This is a genomic window from Corynebacterium crudilactis, assembly GCF_001643015.1.
Lineage (GTDB): Bacteria > Actinomycetota > Actinomycetes > Mycobacteriales > Mycobacteriaceae > Corynebacterium > Corynebacterium crudilactis.
Genome location: NZ_CP015623.1, coordinates 99,572 through 116,536, shown reverse-complemented (window position 1 = coordinate 116,536; position 16,965 = coordinate 99,572). Strand labels below are relative to the sequence as shown.

Genomic DNA, 16,965 nt, shown 5'->3' with positions numbered 1-16,965 from the left:
AGTTTTTGGCTGGTTGTTGAAAAACAGTTAAAAACCCGCCCTGCTAGTTGGCGTTTCCCAATTGTTTCAAAAGTCAATAGTGGGTACCCCCCAATAGGGGCATTTTTGGGCAAACGCTATGGTAGAGGCAATTTATTAGTTACCATGAAAATCGCTTGCAAACATGCAGCAACAGAAAAACACACTGAAACTGCATATCCGTCAACACAAACGCGTTGGGCAACACCTACATCACCGCCAGCCGCCAAACTCCCCAAAAGTTACCGGTACAGGCACCCTGTAGACCCCAACCAAGAAAGGGATCACAATGATCATCGCTTACGCCATCTGGCTCTTCGGCTCCCTCCCATTCATCGCGGAAGCCCTCCCAGACCTCGCCCCAATCTCCTCCATCATCAGCTCCTAAAGAAAGACTGCACACATGCACTTCATCGACGTATTCTTCGGCTTCTACGAACAGCTCCCAATCATCGGCTCCACTTTCGGACTCCTCGGCGGACTGACAGAAAAGATCTTCCACGCACTGTCTTCCTAAGACAGACCCCAAACCCCACACCTACTGCTCGGGTGTGGGGTTTTCTCATGCCCACTACCCTTGAAAAACATGAGCACAATCAACACTTGGACAGAACAACACCCCACACACTGTCCAAACAACCACCCCTGGAACCAGCCAGGAACCTACCTCCCCGGCTGGGACTCCTCCACAACCATCGGCCACAGAACCTGGACATGCACCACCTGCTGGGCAGTCATCCACGCAACACCAGGCCAAACACTCCTACAGCCACCCACCTAACCCACCTCCCACCCTCGGGCACCCTCCCACGACGGATTGACACACTACAAACACTCAATCCGAACCACTGGAAGGAACCACCCATGGGAACCCTGATCATCAACCCCAAGGCACCACTACTCAGAAACCACGACATCCTCCACAACCACGTCAAAGCCATCTACGGCTACACCATGATCGACGCCCACAACATCGTGGACATCCCCGCCGAAACCCCCTTCGACTACAACATGGTCGGCTACTACGCTATCTGCGGTCGATACGGCGTCACCGCCTCCATCGTTCTAGGCCTCGTGCGAGACGGAAAGCTCTACACCAAAACACTGGTGGAAGAATCAGACCCACACGAATACGTGGACGCCAGCCAAGCAGTCCTCAACGAACTATCCCCAACCACCAACGCACAAGCCCTAGCATGGCGTGAGCGCGTGCGAGAAGCGCTACGAAGCAGCAACAGCTAAAACAAATGCCCTCCCCCGAGCGCACAAGCACAAGGGGAGGGCATCACACCAGCTTTAAGCAGGTGGGGCCATGCGACTACGTGCCCACGCTTCTGCATCTTCGGTTTGCCTAGTTGACGCCGACAACGCATCAACAATGCCACGTTGCTGGCTGCCATCTAACCGATCCCAGTACGCCACGAGGGTCTCCACGATGTGCGCCTGAGCATCTTCACCACCGCTTAAACCAGCGCTTGCAGGATCAAAAAGACGAACTTTGTGAGCTACGAGAAAATCTTCAATCGGTTTCATAACCCCGAGTCTCCCACATATAAAGCCCCCTAGACGGTTCCACCTGTTAACCGCACATAATTGGCGAACAACAGCTCCTGGCGCTGGCGTTCGGTCGTTAATTTACGCGGTGCCCCAAACGCCTTATCCACCTCACGATCCAACACATCATGCGCTTTAATCAGATCCGGCGACATAGCCAGAGGATTGTAATGCTCAGCCAACGAGCGATCAGGATACAGTTCACGCGCTGCAAGAACTTTCGCGCCAGCATTGATGATTCGCTGTTTTTCTTTCTCGTCCAATGCTGGAACAGGGAAGGTATTCCAGGTGAGCGTGTTGGCAAAACGAAGGTCTGACTTCATGCGACCGCCGACAGTGCGTTGCCAAGTGATAAACATCGACGAGGAAATTAACGCGAACTGGAGACCGTCTTCATCTGGCGTGTTAAACACCAGGTTTGAACTGATGGTGTCTGCTTCATACCGTGCTGCAATGAAGTATCTGCGTGATTCACTCACCACACTAGGGATACACAAGTAAGGAACTTCGGGCTGGCGTCGCTCTGAGAATAAGTGCGGGGTAGAAGCTTGTTCCTGGGTGGCTTTCTTTTTGCTTTGCAACCTCATTTCACGGACAGCCTCGACTCGCTTTTTCAGTAACGATGATCGTCCCAAATCGGCTGGATCAAGGTCTTCTAGCCATAGGCACCAGCGATCTGTGTTGTGAAGGAATTCTCGTGCTCCACGGAAGGGGCGTACATATTTTGCTGCCACAGGGTCAGTAGTAACTTCTTCATAGTCCGCTGGTTCAACAATTAAATGCCCACCATCAGTTGGTTGAGATCCTTTAGTGACCTTGCCAAGTTGGGGGGACAGCACTGTGGAGCGTTTAGAAACCAGAAGATTTAACCCATCAATGAGATAAGAATTAATGCCCCTATCGACAGGCAGTTCCACGGGGTCTCCGTTTACCTTGGGGTAATCCCAGAGGCGTTGTTTCACACCACGATCACGGGTAAATCCAACGATGACACAGTGCACAGCCGCTTTTCCTGGCGCTTCGGAATCCCAAGAAAACGTCCGGTGAGCAAACTTAATCCTCCACCCCTCCCTGATCAGCGGGCCAAACAACGCAGGAACTGGCTGGCCTTGAGCAATAGAATTCGTCGTAACATAGGCAAACTCGCCCTGTCGCTGGGAAAGCAAAGTCATAGCTTGGGCGTGCCACCCAGTGACATAATCCAAGTACCCGTCGTAGTCTTCACCCCATACACGTTTCATATCCGCTGTTTGTTCAGAGGTTTTGGTGTACTGGCCGAGGAACGGTGGGTTTCCAAACACGTAGGTCTGTCCGTTGACTTTGGGAAATAGTGTTGGCCAGTCCATCTGTAGGGCGTTGCCGTGGTGGATGTGCGCGGTGATGGCGATGGGGAGACGTTCGGGGGCTAGACCCACCTGGTCTGCGAGTTCGCGGTTGGCTTGGTGGTCTACGAGAAACATTGCTGTTTCAGCGATTTTTGCTGGCCACCAGTTGATTTCAATGCCGTGAAACTGGCCGATACTGAGCTTTTGCTCCCACGTAATATCCAGGGCCATGCTGGCACTTCCCTCACGTTCACGGATAGCAACAATGATTGCTGTCTCGATTTTTCGGAGTTCGCGGTAGGCGACGATAAGGAAGTTTCCGCTACCGCAAGCTCCGTCAATGTAAAGGTTGGTGGCTAGACTATCGCGGAATGCGCGGAGGTCTTCTAGCTGCTTCTTTGTGGTTCCTGTTGTCCTGGCGATTAGTTTAGTGGCTTGTTCACGTAGTTCGTCAAGAAACAGTGGTTCGATGGTTTTGAGGATGTTTTTCTCAGAGGTGTAGTGTTCGCCGTCGTTGCGACGTGCCTCCTTGGATTTCACCAGTTGGAAAAGGCTTCCAAAAATTGCTGGGGAAATGTCTGTCCACCGGAATCTGCAGGCATCTAGCAGGGCGTTTCGCATGTCTGGGCTGAAAAATGTGGTGGTTCGCATTTCCCCCGCACGGTCGAACAGTGCGCCGTTGACGTAGGGGAATGAGGCCATGGATTCAGGTACTCGCCTACGTCGGTGTTCTGGTGTGTTGAGTACGTCGAAGAGTGCGTCGAGTTGGCTTCCCAGGTTTTCACTGGTGGTGTTTTCCAGCACAAAACGATAAAAAGTGTCACTTTCCCAGAGGCCTGCATCATCTCCAAATAGGAGAAACAGCAAGCGTGTGAGGAAAATTGAGGTGCGTTGCACGTCCTCGTCTTCGTCCTCCGGATTGGTGGGCGCGGCGTCGGACACTTCTTCGTCAACATCACCCGCCATCGCGGTAAACAGCGCAGCCATAATTTTCGACGCTTTCAGGGAGGCAATTTCTTCCTCCCTTCGAGTCATGGAATCGTCATGGCCAGCCAAAAACCTCAACTGGTCGAGGTGATCTGTCACCTCTGCCAGTGGAAATAGCACGTCGAAGCGTTGCTCCGGGTCGCCTAGGCGAAGCAGCCGGAAGTGCTCAAAATCGCTGGCAAGAATGTATCGGGGCTGTTCAACATCGGATACGCTGCCACCCTGCAGGTAATCCCTGGCCTGATCTACGGCGATTTGTAGATCAACACCTGGTTTTTTCGCCTCACCGATGACCACACCAGGCCAAAACAAGTCGATGTAGCCGGTGTTTCCCGTGGATCCACGTTTGGCGTCTTGTTCAAACAGATCCATTCGGGCGGCGCTGATCCCGAAGCAGTCTAAAAAGTCAGCCCAGAATGATTGGGCGTACTTCTTTTCGATGGCTCCTTCGTCTGCAGCTTTCCAACTATTGAGGCGGGAGCGCCAGTGATGTTTGAATTGATCAAGGTTGTGGCGTATTTCGGAGCGATCTAAACGCTGGGACGTAAACGAGGTCATTGGGTGAGTTTAACTAGCCCACCAGTTTTTATTAGACTTACTACCCCCGTCTTACCTGCGGTTTTACACCCGAACTCCACTTTTAAACCCACACGTAAAACCTCACCGCCACCAACGTCCGAGCACCGATTTTTGAAGACAGTAAAGATATACATGCACGATGCGACCAGGCCCCACTGGTACGCTAGATAGAAACTAAAAATTATGAAGCCCGGCACTGCGGCAAACAGTCCGGGCGGCGACCCCAACGTTAATAGGACGTGAGGATTTATGGATAAGTCTATCCCAAACCCCGATAATTCGGGAACCCCAGAACACATTCTGGCAATTGAGTCACGTCTAGCCGAAATTGAATCCGGATTTTTCCGCGAATACAGCTACACTTCTCGCACACTGATCCAGGCAACATTCCCACACTCCGCAAGATCCGGAAACAGTGTCAGCTTGGTCAACGGTGATGTTTGCACCAAAATGTTCGCCCCCGACTTCCTGCCCTACGGGGTCTACCCGCGCCTCATCATGTGCTGGATCACCCGCGAAGCAATCATTCGCAGAAATCTTCCACTCGATGAAGCCCGTGTCATCCCACTGGGCGATTCACTGGCCCAATTCCTCCGTGAGGTGGGTGTAAAAGATGCCTCCGGTGGGCCAACTGGAAGTATCACCGGCGTCCGGAAGCAGCTTATTGCACTCACCCAGACTGTTATTAGTGTGGAGATGACAGGCACCACAGACGCCGAGGACATGCCCCGCTCTTTCCGCACAATCCGCAACACCCTTCTCGCAGATGACGCCCACTACTGGTGGGATAAACAGGAGCCTACCGAGCCGTTCGCGGAACTTGAGATTACCCTTTCGAGGCGTTTCTACACTGATCTGGTGGACGCTGCAGTGCCCCTGAGTAACCGGATTGTCGCGCATGTAAAACGCAGTCCGCTGTGTTTCGATCTCTACGCTTGGGCGTCATATCGGATTAACTATCTCAAGCATCCAACGATCGTCACGTGGGATCAGCTGCGGGGTCAGCTTGGGGCAAACTACCCAGACACTGTGCGCGGGAAGCTGGATTTTAAAAAGAAAATTGCTAGGGCATTGGATCGCATTCTGGAAGCATGGCCCGAGGCCACCATCAGCGTGACCAAATACGGCTTGCGACTTGATCCTGGGGAGCCATCTGTTCCAAGGAAAATTGGGAACAGACTCCTAAATAAGCCCACCGATGATGAAGCACCCTTCTAAACACTCCCCCTCTTTTTACTCCCTGCCAAACGGCGGGGAGCTTTTTCGTGTCCAAAACCGGTACGAATAAACGGTCTCATTTCCACGAATAAACGGTCTCACGGGTACGAATAAACGGTCTCATTTCCACGAATAAACGGTCTCACGGGTACGAATAAACGGTCTCATTTCCACGAATAAACGGTCTCACGACTTTCGGCCTTTCAGCAGGTTAAAGCGCGTTTCTACGAAACACCCTATATAGAGCCTTTAGTTAACCTCTACAACCTTTAATTTTACCGCTATGCAACAAGCATTTTTAACGCACACAAATCACATCAAACACACCAATCAACCACGAAAAAACGCATCGACAAGAATCTCCACCACACACAAACCACCGACATAGACACAACCCCACCGTTCCCCATCGCGTCCCTTTCGGGCAGGAATGAACACCCACAAAGTAAGGTGTATTACATAACACGTAATACACCCACCCTCGGCAGTTGAAAGGCCCGCCCACTTTGCACACACCCTCCATCCCACGGCGCACCCTCGCTGCCACCATCGCACTCGCAACCGGCATTTCCCTAGCCGCCTGCGGCACCAACTCCACCGAGGAAACAGCACCCACAGAAACCACCACCAGCGAAGCTGCACCAAAGCGTGCATCATTGGTTAATCCGCCAAGCTGGCAAAGTTCAAAGGAAATTCCTCTCATGGCGGAGCAGGGATGTTCACCTGGTTATGAGGTGTTTGCGGAGGATACCGTCAACTACTTCACTGAAACTCATGATGGTGATTATGAAGGGTTCGACATTGCTTTTCAGGAAGGCCCCACTTCCCCACGTGGGCACAAAACCTGCGAGATAACAGTGACCGGCTTGGGGATCTCTGGAACAAACGGTGGAGACCTCAACAACGCCACAATCCTCGTGGAAGCGCTACCTGGTGAGCTAAATCTGCAAGACAAGAGGATTTCGAGCGACGCATTCTTTGCGCAGCGAACCATGGAAACTAATGGGGACATTTCGCCTTTGGCTGGCGTTTCTGATCTTGTTGATGATGCGATGCAGTATGCAAACACAAACGACATGACAGAAAACTCCCAAATCATTTTGAAGAGTCCCACTGTCGTCATGGAGCTGAGCAATCCTGCGGAAACATCGGCACTGTCCATACATATTCCACTGAAATCTTATCAAGACGATTCAGACATGGAGACCCTGGATAATACTGCAGATGCAGGTGGTTTTGCCGTGGTCACCACCGACGACGAACAAAGAACCGACACGGAACGCAGTGCAGCGGAAGCTCTCGCCTACGTGTTTTCAATTGGACTGGCACGGTCTGGCTTTGACTCAAAAGCTGACTTCGAAATCTATAGCAAGCCTAGGCCATAAGTTAAACCCCCAAGACCATCATCGTCTTGGGGGTTTAACTCTGGGAAGATAATTAGCGAAGCAACAGCTCAGTTGCGTGCTGTGCGCCACGAACAGCTTCAAAAGAGTTGAAGACGCCAGGCAAAGATTCAAGACATTCAGCAACGTAATCTGGGTGGCACACAATCACAGAACCCGCCCAACAGCCGTTCAAATCATGAAGGCTGACTCGACCCCATTTCCTATCTATTTTCAGGCCGTGGGCGACCATGAGGATCGTTGGGGCCTGGGTTCCAGGCATACCCAGCTTTTCCGCCAGGATGTTAGCACTGTGAATAACCATGGACGGCAACAAACTTTCGAAGCTTTCGCCATGGGCTAATTCCAGCTCTGAATCCACCAACATCGCGTTTACCATTAGCTGTACCTGCATGTTGCTGATGGAAGCTTCACGCCATTCATGCTCCTCCATGGTGTTGTTTGGGAGGGTCTTGGCGAGTTCAAAAGTATCACTGTTATGAACAAGGTGGCCGTAAATCTCACGAACAGTGGTGAATCCTTTCAACAGATCAATATCGCTTTGTTCATCAAAGACGGCACCTGTTCCAACAGCCTCACGATCTTGCAGGTCAGCGACCGCAACCGCGACAACACCACCTGGGCCAACAACGATGTTGGTGAATACTCCCAGCCCGTCGTTGATTTCCCACTCTGGTTGTAGAGACTCCAACTGGCTCTGCACCTCTGAACGCACTTGACTGTAAGCAGCTGGATCGGTGTTGCAAAGGAGCAGGCGTGAGGACAGATCCTCATGGTCATGCCTAACGACACGTGTGTACAGTGCCGACGCGGAATTCCAGCCAGCTAATGCACAACCGTGCTTAACCATGGGGACAAACCATGGAGAAATCTGCCACAACCACGCAAGTGTGAAACCTATAAAAGGCGACAAGAATACTGCAGGAGACCCGCCAGCCATCAGAATTCCAGTGGAAACACCTGTAGCTATCGGTGACAACCACACAGCGGGATAGCTATGTACTGCGAATTTTCGAACGGGGTGATCCGAATAGAAGAGTGGTTCACCGTTGGCTAGAAAAATTCCACTTAAATATGACGCGACAAAAAGTACAAACAGTAATACATGGACGTTGAAAGTCAAGAACCCGACCAGCACAGGAAGGACTATCATCGCAGCCAAAATAGCGTACTTCCACTTCTTGGGAAGAAAACGAATGGCGCGTGGCTTGGTGGCACACCGAAGCTTCTCAAGAAGGCTTAAAGAACGGTCATAGGAAGTCTGGGTGGCGTCTAACAATCGTGGTGTAGTCATACAGGCACACTAACTCCCCAGTGTTCACCAATGCCCGAGCCTTAACCACCCACCGCCGTATAGGTCGCTTCATCCACCAGCCACCCATCCTCCACTTTCACCACCACCAACTCCGCATCCTGCACCCGCGCAGGCAGTTTGCGGCCACTAGCGGTGACAGGGGTTTGGGTGGAACGAATGTGGCGAACAACGGAGGTTTCTTCTGGGCCAACAGGGGTGGGTTTCACCATCACCTCCACAAAAGAATCCACCACCAACACCGGATCATCATCAGAAGTCTTCTGATTCCACCAACCCCTAATCCGCGCAACGCCCTCATTACCCACCGGGGCATGATCTTGCTGATAACGCTGTGTCGCCAGTGGAAAACCTCGCTCAGACGCTGCCTGCGGATTAAACACATCACCAGGAATAAACGTCGTAGATAGGAGAACGAAATTGTAGGCAACATCAGTCGGATCAGCCCTATTTACCGACGTGTTCTCCACATTCGGCAAGCTCTCCACATCGGTGTACTTATCTTGCGGGCGTTCCGTAGTCGTTGACGGCACCACCGTCTCCACCGGCGTTTCCTGAACCTCCTCCCCATCAGAAGAACACCCCACCAACACCACAGAAGCCACCACAACACCCACAGCAATCCTTGAAAAAACCTTCATCACTCCGACTCCCCTACATCAACATCAACATCAACGTCTGAACCTGCACTTGTATCTGCATCTTTATCCTCGCCACCACTGACACCACCCGACACATTCACACTCGCACCCAAATCCGTATACGACTCAGCAAGCGCCAAAATCGTATCCGAATACGACTTCGGCGTAGAACCATTAATATCCGCCACACCAGCACCAATACCACCCGCACCCTGAATCGCTCCGGGGCCTGCGAGGTAGGCTCCCAATGTGAGCGCTGTAATGTCACCGGTGACAGAACCGTCGTCAATCCAGCCTTGGATTATGTCGGCGTTTGCGCAGTTGTAGCGGGCTTGTGCCATCGTTGCGTCGGCAACGGAGTTGGGGTCACCACCACCGGCTGGGCCGGTCGGTTGTCCCTGATCGTCAACTGCGTAGCCGTAGGCTGCCCACGTTTCAGCGAGGAACTGGGTGCGTCCACCAACCATTTGGCCACCGCCCACGTCGCGGTACTCGTGCGCCTGGAAGCCACCTTCGTGATAGGACTGTGCTGCCAGCACTGGCGCGGTCATTGCCTCGCATTCCATGGCTCCAATTTCCAACCATTTCACGTACTCGGCGGGTACTGATCCGACATCTAGTGCGGCACCTGGTGATGCGGTTCCTGAACGTGGGTGAGCGCCGACCGCGCACGGTTCGATGTCTTCAAACACGCTGGGCAGGGTCGCGCCTTTCTGAGCTCCCCGTGTGTTCCACAAAATGGCGACAGAATCTGTGGAAATGGATTCCCACTTCGCCAGCTCTACTTGTAGGGATTTACGCTCCGGATAAACCTCAACTAGAACATCGGCTGCAGGTTTGGTGAGCCAAGAATCATCGTCGCCGTAAGTCTCTTTCAAAGCGCGGTAGAAGTCACCTGAAACGATCTTGGGGTCAAGAAGGCGTGAACGAGGCTTACTGCGACGTGGGGCCTCCGCGAAGATACCGACCCTGTTGGGATCATCAAGACCAGATAGGGACACAAAGTTGGATTGTTGGCCTGCCAGCATCGCTGCCAGCACTGCAGCACGAGGCTGTTGCTCCTCCGGTAGGCGTGATTCCTTCACAGAAGAGATGATGCCCTTGACGTTGGATTGTTGCTCGACGTTGAGCTGCATACTCAACTGTTCCGTGGTGGCTGTGTAGGGTGCCAAGCCTGGCAAGTCGGATTTGGCGGTAGCTGAATTGGCGGCTGCAGCTGCCGTAGATGTTCCGCCAGTAGTAGTTGAGGTGCCCACACTGCGTGCGCCTCCCACAGAGGCGTACACAGTCGCATCCGTGGGGTAACCACCACCATCGGTGACTGTAACGTGCACGTGGTCGTAGTGGTTTTGAGTGTCGCTTCCGCGATCCTCCATGGGCTGCCACTGGTCAAGCGGATTGCCCTGATACCACGACGCTTGCTTCCAAATCATGTACTCGATACCAAATTCTGCAGCGTTTTCCTGCAGGAATCGTGCCACGGCGTCACCTACAGCGGCTCCCTCTGGGGTGCTGTAGTTGTCGATCATGACATCGACTGCACGACCCGAAGGGTGATCCGGGTAGGGATCGTTGGGACGCCAGCCACCAATGGTGGTGATTTCGGGGAATTGGTTGTGGACGTTGCGCAAGATTCGCACCGACTCGACCTGTAGACCCTGTTCGTTTCCGCCGTCAAAGCCAGGTAGAGACTGGCCTGCGCCGGTGCTAGTTCCGGAAGTGTTGGGGACTTGCAGGAAGGTTCCTTCCGGTGCTGGTTGGAGGCTTTGTAGTTCACTCAATTTCTGGGTACATGCTGGCCACGCACCCCAGCCTTGTTCGCGTAGTACGCGGTTGGCGACTTCCATTTGTTCTTCACGGCCTGCTTGGGAGGCTTTCGGCGCGAACTCGGTTCCGCCGAACGCTGCCCAGGTTTGATCGGTGAACTGCAGACCACCTGAGAATCCGTTGCCGGTATCAATCGCCCAGTTTCCACCTGATTCGCACTGCGCCAGTTTTTCCCAATCAGCTGCGGTGACAGTGCCACCACCGGATTGTGCAGTGGTGATGACATCAGCTGCGAGGGCGATCTGCCCCATGTCACCGGCGTTGATGCTTGCGGCATTGGTGGACACCGTGGAGTCATCTGTGGCATCAGCTGCGCTGGTTGCGGCTGCGAATTTTCCAGAGTTTAGCCACGGCACAGGATCTACACCGCCACCAATACCCCACCCACCTGGATACACACCAAAGTGCAGGTGAGCACCCGTGGATGTACCGGCATTTCCAATGTTTCCGATGTGTTGGCCACCTTTTACGGTGTCACCTGTTGAGACAAAGACGTTGCCGTCCTCCATGTGGCCATAAAGGCTTTCCACCTGTTCACCATCGACGTTGTGCATGATGCGAATCCAGTTTCCGTAGCCATCTGCGGGGCCAGCTGCAGTGACCACACCATCAGCAACCGAGTAAATCGGTGCTCCGTAGGTTTCAGCACCAGCAACACCAACAAAGTCCACACCATCATGCAGTGTTCCCCACCGTGGGCCAAAGCCAGAGGAAATATCTGATTGTGCTTCATCCACCGGCATACCCAACGGGCCTTGACCAGCGGTGGCACCACCAGTTGATGGTGTTGCTCCACCTGTTCCAGCGCTTGCAACCACACGTGGCGTCGCCGTACCAACGTCAACGCAACTACCGTTTTCGAAAACCATGTCGTTTGCGCCTTTAAGGCCAGCAAGCACACCGACCAAAACGACCAGGAGAAAAGCCACCAGTGCGACAACGACGATGACAGCAACAGTTGGGATGCTGGCAATAAGAATCTTCTTTTTTACCAGCCCAATGGCTATTTTCTTGGCATTTTCAGCAAGCGGATCTTTACGGGGCGAGCGTTGTTGTGTGCGATCACCCATTTAGTTAACCTCCGGTAGGGCGTCATCCCGACCGGCTTCACGAACATCGGAAACCAAGAACTGGCCACTGCCACCTTCCAACGTGACGATGTAGGTTTTTTCCTCCGGCTCAGTCACATTGGCTTCGATGTCTGCAGCTGTTGCAAACAACGGCAAAACCCACCGTGTGAGCGTTACTTTGGCCACCGCCTTATCCCCATCGACGTTGACTTCAACAGGGGTGGGAAACTCCACACAGCACGTCTTCACAGACTGATTCCACGTCCATGACCACATGGAATCAGCGGAAATCCTCATGTCACGACGAAAATCTGCGGTAGCCCACGAATCCCACGAATCAAACCACGCCTGCTTGGGGTCAAAATTGGAGGGGGAAAACTGCACCCACATCTCAAGGAAAGTCTGTGCCGTAGCCCCTGCAGCGTCTTCGCCTAGTTCTTCTGGGATTTCTGGCGCCATCCGAACCGTGGGCATTGGTGCGGGGCCAGTACTGGTCGTAGACGTGGCAGAAGTCGAAGACTGCGACGCCGCCGATGTTGTTTCCCCCGGTTCAGGTTCCTCACTTCGTGAGCATCCAGCCACAAGTAGCGCTGCCCCCAACAGCGTTACCCAAATTTTCGTTCCAACCCGTGCGGCCATGCGATGCTCCCTCGAACTTTTTAAATCGTTTGGGGAAGTATCGCAAGGCCGTGTGCACGAACTTGTTAAATCACATCTGGAACCAGCCAGATTCCTTTAATCAGCACCCACACAGCGACAACGAAAAGCGAAAACAGAATCGCCAACCACCAGCCAAATCGGAGATAGATTTGTCGTCCGCTTTCAAAAGCGAGGTAGCCACACAGCACTGATTGCCCCACATTAACCACCGCTGCCACCCACCCTTCAACAGGAGCCAACAATGTCGCTGCCAGTATGTATCCTGCGAAGACCAGGCGTGTGATGGGGCGGATTCTGGTTAGACGCCCGCGAATTTTCTCGACGGCCATCACACCAGCTTCCCCACAAGAATGAAAATGGTTGTCACCGCGATAAACGCCAAGAAAATATATAGCGCTGTCATCTCACCCACACCCTCCAAGCGGGAGCGAATACCACCAGGATCAACTATTGTTTGCCCCATACGCTGCCACCGCGTGGATTCTTCCCTACGGCGAAGGCGTTCATCATCTGCTTGGCGTGTAACCGCGTTGTTGAGTTCTTTGCGTAGCTCCCTCAATGCCTCCGGCGTTAACACCATGCTCACCTCACCCACTTCATCTGGGGTGGTGGCCACCATCGTGATCTGCACATTGGTGGAGTCCTCTTCATCCACCTCCACGTACAACTGATCGGTGTAGACCACCCAATCAGGGCCGTCCTGCTCCACGAAGTTGCCAACCTCTGGGGTTGTCTCCACGTCAACAACATCATTGGTGGGTTCAACCATGCCAGACGGCTGGGTTGGCTCTGGTGCTATGCGCCCCAAATCTACGGTGGGGATTTTCTCGCTATCGGTCATGGCCTAGTCTTTCTTCTCGGTGGGTTTGCGCACAGGCTTTCGTGCTGGTTTCCGCGCTGGCTTCTGATCAGGGTTTCGCTTGTTGGCGCGCTCCTTGTCACCCTGTGCAGCGGCCTCCCTCTTCTTAACGGTTTCCGCTAGACGTGAAGCTCGCTGATCGGCGCTTTCATACTTGCTATGCAGATCTACATCATTGAGGGAACCAAGATTTCTGCGGATTTTGAAACGCTCACGAGGGGTAAGAATGTCTCTTCCCTGCTCTTTGCGAATGCCGTTCTCCTTTTTAACTTCCTGCTGGTAGATGTCTTGTTCGGAGTGTGCACGTTCACGCTGAACACCATCTGGACGTTTAAAGGAACGGCCCACTGCAGCACCAGCATTGGTGACAGTCGTTCTGACACGGCTAGGCGTTTTGGTAGGTGTGTCAGAAGATGTCTCAGTCGTCGTCTTCTGTTGCTTTCCTTCAGCCTCCATGGCCTTCTGTTCCCTCCGGGAATCCGCACGACCACGCCTACGCTCATTAGCGTTTTGCAGTGGTCGTGTTGCAAATCCCGCTGCAGCCACACCCGCGCCACCAACGGCCAGGGCACCAGTGCCGGTCTTCTTCGCGGCTCCACCAACAACACGACCTGTTCCCGCAGCGCCACCCTTTATTGCGCCTGTGGCAAGGTTTCCAGCTGCTGTGCCAATCGCTGAACCTGAGATCACATTCGCCTTGCTGGTTACCTGCGAGGAATCGCCACCACCATCTGTTCCAACTGATGTGTACTGGTCGATGGCTCGGATGCCCTTCAAAATGGATCCAATGAGAACGACATTAATGAGAAGCTGAATTCCCGCATTCAAAGGACTTGCAGCAACAGTGGCCACGATGACAATCATCAACGCCACGGCCACTGAGTAGCAAACTCGAACAATAGCTGTTTGCATCACCGACATAACCCACTGGAAAGACTTTTCAACCGATGTGAACGCTGCCCCCAGCAAGCGGAATGGGCCGAGGAAAAACAGCATAAGCAGTCGTCCATGCCAGTATGTTGCTGCAGCTGACACCGCTGCAATTGCTAGTCCCACGGTGAAGATTGATAGGAGTGACACAAATGCCTGGGTGGCATGAGCACTTGATCCACCTGAGCCTCGGTAGGAGGACAGCATCAAATCGCTGTCGCTGGTGCCACGAAGCGTCAGATCGTTAGCAACCGCATGGTACGGCTCACAGCTAGTTAGCGCATCAAAATTGTCTACATCGTTGGCTTCCTCGTCATAATTTGATTCACGCAAACAAGCCTGAATGTCAGCACTTGGGCCACCCACCTGGGCGATCAAGTAGCTACGAATGTCACCGCATCCTTGGTAATTGTTGTAGCACGGCAACCCCAGCTCGTTTTTATCCGCTACGTTCCCACCCTCGGTTGGTTTCAAGTTCGGATCGTTGACTGGTGTAATAACATCCGCGCCTGCAGGGCCAAACTGGCCAAGCGCCCACGGATAGTAGGCCATTGATTCGGCAAGAATACAGCTCGCATAACGCAAACTCGTGTTGTCACCACCAGTTGGGTAGTTGCACATTCCGCTATCAGCCTGTGGAACATAACTGAGAAGACTGCTAGAAATCTCTGCGCTCAACGTTGCAGCGTATTCATCCAGGGTGGACATGAGGGTGTAGAAACCGCTTCCCTTCGGAGCTTCCCAGATTGCGCCCGCGCCCACACCGCCGTAGAACAACGCGCAAATCATCGCTGCAATGGTGGCACCAGAAGCACCCTGCAGTGCTTGTGCCAAAGATCCTCTCCGCACAAGGCGGTACAGGCCGATGATGATGCCGATAATGAATGCGATGCCCATGAACGCCAGCGATATAAGGACAATGTTGCCAACAATTGGGCTTAACGGCTCATACAGGAATCGGAAAGGGTCTTTAACCTGGGAAAATTCCATGAGAAAGATAGTGATCTGTAGGCCAAAATGGGCAATCATGTTGAGCGCATTTCCAGCCATGATGGAAATCCAGGGGGTGAAAGCACAGCCAGTATTTTCGCCAGCGTCGTCTTTCACCCAGTTCACATAAGAAATTCCTCGCAGACCAGCAATTTCATACAATGTGTAAGCATCTAGATTCGTGGAATTGAAGTCCAGTTCCCGATCAAGGTACGGGGCTTCTGAGCCATCTGTAGCTCCCAACCCAGTGTTGTTGTAGGACGCAATGACTTGTTCAGGGCCAGTACCCACTGGCTCAGACCCTAACGACGGTGCAACAATGCCACACAACATCTTGTCACCAATGTTGGAAAACCAACCAGCCTCCGCTTTCGGCCCCGCAGCCAACGAACCCATCGTCACCATGGTCACCACAACACCAGCCATGGCCACGCCGCGAACAATCCGCTTACGGCGAGTCCGCGGTGTTGAAACAACACCAGTGGTTCTCTTCCCCAGGCGACTACGCACCCAAGCAACAAGAACACCACCGACCGTGGACACGCAGGCAGCAACACTCACCAAGCCGGGGTGGGTAACAGTCGCGGCGAACCCAACCCACGCCGGGATCAGTGCAAGAAACGTCGTCCATCCACGATGCGTCCCATAGGAGGGAAACAACCACGTGGCCACCGCAACAACAATCGGTGCCAGGACAAACCCTGCAGCCAACTCCACCGCACCATCTGCGATATATACCGGTGCCATCACCAAAGAAGCCATCGTGGCTACCGCGATCATCAGCCCCACGGGAAAGATCGTTCCTGCAGCCTGTGGATGCTTCTTAGCCCACTTCCCCAACAGCCACACCGTGGCACAAATAGCGCTCACAATAACAACCACGGCGGTGCTGGATGCGGCTCTTACCAGCCCCAAACTAAGTGCTATCGCACCCCAGGTCACGATTTTGGTTTGCACTGTGGGCGAGATGAACCACCTCCACAGCCTTTGAAAACGCTTTGAGGCCACATCCGAAGTCTGCGCGTCCGGCACATCGTCCTTGGGTGGGCATTCAAGCAGGTCAACGGACATTCTGCACGCACCTCTTTCTGGAATGAATTTTCGTTTGCACAGTATGTCACTGGGGTGTGCACGAAAATGGGTGCCAAGAATACGGAGGAGTGCTTGAGCTTCGAGAACGTGAAAGCAGGAACCTCATTGGGAAGCTTAAAGTTCAACAAGTTATATCGAAATCAATATAATTGGGGCATGGTTGCGCCAGAAGAAATCAGTAAGGAGCCGAAAGTGAGCGCTAAGGATCGTTCCGGAAACGTCTGGGATTTCCTTTCGGATACCCCTGGTGAGGCCGAGAATCTTCGACTTCGCTCACAACTACTTCTACACATCAATGAGCATCTGGATGAATTTGGCTGGTCGCAGAAAGTTGCAGGGGAAAAACTTGACCTCACGCAGCCTCGGGTATCCGACCTTGTGAACGGAAAAATTTCCAAGTTTTCCCTGGATGCACTCGTGAACATCGGTGTCAAAGTTGGTGTTCACATGAAGGTCTATAACGAAAAAGGCGCTTTACTTTAAAACCTTCAATGCTTTTC

General features: G+C 53.1%; 14 protein-coding genes. 5 read left to right on the top strand and 9 right to left on the bottom strand.

Annotated elements, in window-relative coordinates; translation table 11 throughout:
• Positions 1-604 precede the first annotated feature (604 nt).
• Together ccrud_RS15615 and ccrud_RS14515 are read left to right on the top strand one after the other, a co-directional pair.
• The gene (locus ccrud_RS15615) at positions 605-799 is read left to right on the top strand and encodes a hypothetical protein (RefSeq protein WP_157776052.1); all 195 of its coding nucleotides are present in this window, start codon (positions 605-607) and stop codon (positions 797-799) included.
• 83 nt (positions 800-882) lie between these two features.
• Positions 883-1,260 carry a hypothetical protein gene (locus tag ccrud_RS14515; protein ID WP_066570475.1) on the top strand — a complete coding sequence of 126 codons (378 nt, stop codon included), beginning with the start codon at positions 883-885 and terminating at the stop codon, positions 1,258-1,260.
• A 54-nt stretch (positions 1,261-1,314) separates the two neighbouring features.
• On the opposite strand, the gene ccrud_RS14510 is transcribed toward ccrud_RS14515, so the two are convergent.
• A complete protein-coding gene (locus tag ccrud_RS14510) occupies positions 1,315-1,551 on the bottom strand; it encodes a hypothetical protein (RefSeq protein ID WP_066570473.1) in 237 nt (78 codons plus the stop codon).
• A gap of 29 nt (positions 1,552-1,580) precedes the next feature.
• Positions 1,581-4,442 (bottom strand): DNA methyltransferase, encoded by a 2,862-nt coding sequence (locus ccrud_RS14505; RefSeq protein WP_066570469.1) that lies wholly within the window; start codon positions 4,440-4,442, stop codon positions 1,581-1,583.
• Positions 4,443-4,712: 270 nt separating this feature from the next.
• Here ccrud_RS14505 and ccrud_RS14500 point away from each other — a divergent pair, with 270 nt between their 5' ends.
• Positions 4,713-5,681 carry a replication protein RepA gene (locus ccrud_RS14500; RefSeq protein ID WP_066570461.1) on the top strand — a complete coding sequence of 323 codons (969 nt, stop codon included), beginning with the start codon at positions 4,713-4,715 and terminating at the stop codon, positions 5,679-5,681.
• A 506-nt stretch (positions 5,682-6,187) separates the two neighbouring features.
• Positions 6,188-7,066: a hypothetical protein gene (locus ccrud_RS14495; protein WP_066570458.1), complete on the top strand. Its 879-nt coding sequence runs from the start codon at positions 6,188-6,190 to the stop codon at positions 7,064-7,066.
• A 52-nt stretch (positions 7,067-7,118) separates the two neighbouring features.
• Here ccrud_RS14495 and ccrud_RS14490 read toward each other — a convergent pair whose 3' ends face one another.
• The 7 genes from ccrud_RS14490 to ccrud_RS14460 all read right to left on the bottom strand — a co-directional run bounded on the left by ccrud_RS14490 (position 7,119) and on the right by ccrud_RS14460 (position 16,444).
• Positions 7,119-8,378, bottom strand: coding sequence for a hypothetical protein (locus ccrud_RS14490; RefSeq protein WP_066570455.1), 1,260 nt, complete (start codon positions 8,376-8,378; stop codon positions 7,119-7,121).
• Between the two features lie 41 nt (positions 8,379-8,419).
• Positions 8,420-9,040, bottom strand: a complete 621-nt coding sequence (locus tag ccrud_RS14485; protein WP_169816491.1) for a hypothetical protein — start codon at positions 9,038-9,040, stop codon at positions 8,420-8,422.
• The gene (locus ccrud_RS15835; RefSeq protein WP_066570448.1) at positions 9,037-11,934 is read right to left on the bottom strand and encodes a VldE C-terminal domain-containing protein; all 2,898 of its coding nucleotides are present in this window, start codon (positions 11,932-11,934) and stop codon (positions 9,037-9,039) included. The genes ccrud_RS14485 and ccrud_RS15835 overlap by 4 nt, the downstream gene beginning before the upstream one ends.
• The gene (locus ccrud_RS14475) at positions 11,935-12,573 is read right to left on the bottom strand and encodes a hypothetical protein (protein WP_157776051.1); all 639 of its coding nucleotides are present in this window, start codon (positions 12,571-12,573) and stop codon (positions 11,935-11,937) included.
• A gap of 65 nt (positions 12,574-12,638) precedes the next feature.
• Positions 12,639-12,923 (bottom strand): hypothetical protein, encoded by a 285-nt coding sequence (locus ccrud_RS14470; RefSeq protein WP_066570440.1) that lies wholly within the window; start codon positions 12,921-12,923, stop codon positions 12,639-12,641.
• Positions 12,923-13,435 carry a hypothetical protein gene (locus ccrud_RS14465; RefSeq protein WP_066570436.1) on the bottom strand — a complete coding sequence of 171 codons (513 nt, stop codon included), beginning with the start codon at positions 13,433-13,435 and terminating at the stop codon, positions 12,923-12,925. The genes ccrud_RS14470 and ccrud_RS14465 overlap by 1 nt, the downstream gene beginning before the upstream one ends.
• A 3-nt stretch (positions 13,436-13,438) precedes the next feature.
• Positions 13,439-16,444, bottom strand: a complete 3,006-nt coding sequence (locus ccrud_RS14460) for a hypothetical protein (protein ID WP_066570434.1) — start codon at positions 16,442-16,444, stop codon at positions 13,439-13,441.
• Between the two features lie 177 nt (positions 16,445-16,621).
• On the opposite strand from ccrud_RS14460, the gene ccrud_RS14455 reads away from it, so the two are divergent.
• The gene (locus ccrud_RS14455; protein ID WP_066570500.1) at positions 16,622-16,948 is read left to right on the top strand and encodes a helix-turn-helix domain-containing protein; all 327 of its coding nucleotides are present in this window, start codon (positions 16,622-16,624) and stop codon (positions 16,946-16,948) included.
• Positions 16,949-16,965: the final 17 nt, after the last annotated feature.

Bases quoted from the DNA above. Each gene is read 5' to 3' on its own strand.
- ccrud_RS15615 (WP_157776052.1), top strand. From the start codon at position 605: ATGAGCACAATCAACACTTGGACAGAACAACACCCCACACACTGTCCA.
- ccrud_RS14515 (WP_066570475.1), top strand. From the start codon at position 883: ATGGGAACCCTGATCATCAACCCCAAGGCACCACTACTCAGAAACCAC.
- ccrud_RS14510 (WP_066570473.1), bottom strand. From the start codon at position 1,551: ATGAAACCGATTGAAGATTTTCTCGTAGCTCACAAAGTTCGTCTTTTT.
- ccrud_RS14505 (WP_066570469.1), bottom strand. From the start codon at position 4,442: ATGACCTCGTTTACGTCCCAGCGTTTAGATCGCTCCGAAATACGCCAC.
- ccrud_RS14500 (WP_066570461.1), top strand. From the start codon at position 4,713: ATGGATAAGTCTATCCCAAACCCCGATAATTCGGGAACCCCAGAACAC.
- ccrud_RS14490 (WP_066570455.1), bottom strand. From the start codon at position 8,378: ATGACTACACCACGATTGTTAGACGCCACCCAGACTTCCTATGACCGT.
- ccrud_RS15835 (WP_066570448.1), bottom strand. From the start codon at position 11,934: ATGGGTGATCGCACACAACAACGCTCGCCCCGTAAAGATCCGCTTGCT.
- ccrud_RS14475 (WP_157776051.1), bottom strand. From the start codon at position 12,573: ATGGCCGCACGGGTTGGAACGAAAATTTGGGTAACGCTGTTGGGGGCA.
- ccrud_RS14470 (WP_066570440.1), bottom strand. From the start codon at position 12,923: ATGGCCGTCGAGAAAATTCGCGGGCGTCTAACCAGAATCCGCCCCATC.
- ccrud_RS14465 (WP_066570436.1), bottom strand. From the start codon at position 13,435: ATGACCGATAGCGAGAAAATCCCCACCGTAGATTTGGGGCGCATAGCA.
- ccrud_RS14460 (WP_066570434.1), bottom strand. From the start codon at position 16,444: ATGTCCGTTGACCTGCTTGAATGCCCACCCAAGGACGATGTGCCGGAC.
- ccrud_RS14455 (WP_066570500.1), top strand. From the start codon at position 16,622: ATGGTTGCGCCAGAAGAAATCAGTAAGGAGCCGAAAGTGAGCGCTAAG.